General features: G+C 60.1%; 1 protein-coding gene. It reads right to left on the bottom strand.

The features are described from left to right. Positions 1-306 (bottom strand): hypothetical protein (locus tag SB847_RS20765; protein ID WP_410578469.1); only part of this gene is annotated, 306 nt, incomplete at both ends.

The raw sequence follows: 306 nt of genomic DNA, 5'->3' as shown, positions 1-306 counted from the left end.
CTGCAACCCATGCCACGGGCTCGAAGGGCTTGACGCGCATGCAGTCCTGCACGAGCAACCAGGCGCCAGCCTCGCCGAGATGCTTCTCAGCGCCACCTAGCATCGAACGGAGATTCGCTTCCTTGACGTCGGGCCCGGCATGGCTTACGAGCCACGGCAGCCCGATCTGGAAAATCGCTTCGTGCGGAGTCAGGCCCTGCGACGCGTCAGCGTCCGTACCGTCAGGTACGGAAAGGTTTTTAGGTTTACTACTGGTACTGGTACTGGTTCTGGTGTCGTCACTCACACCGGATTCCACTGTCTTTC

Origin of the sequence: Bacillus sp. SIMBA_026, from assembly GCF_046535335.1 — a bacterium.
GTDB classification, from domain to species: Bacteria; Bacillota; Bacilli; order Bacillales; family Bacillaceae; genus Bacillus; species Bacillus velezensis.
The sequence above is the reverse complement of the archived record's forward strand: the minus strand, read 5'-3'. Positions and strand labels throughout refer to the sequence as shown.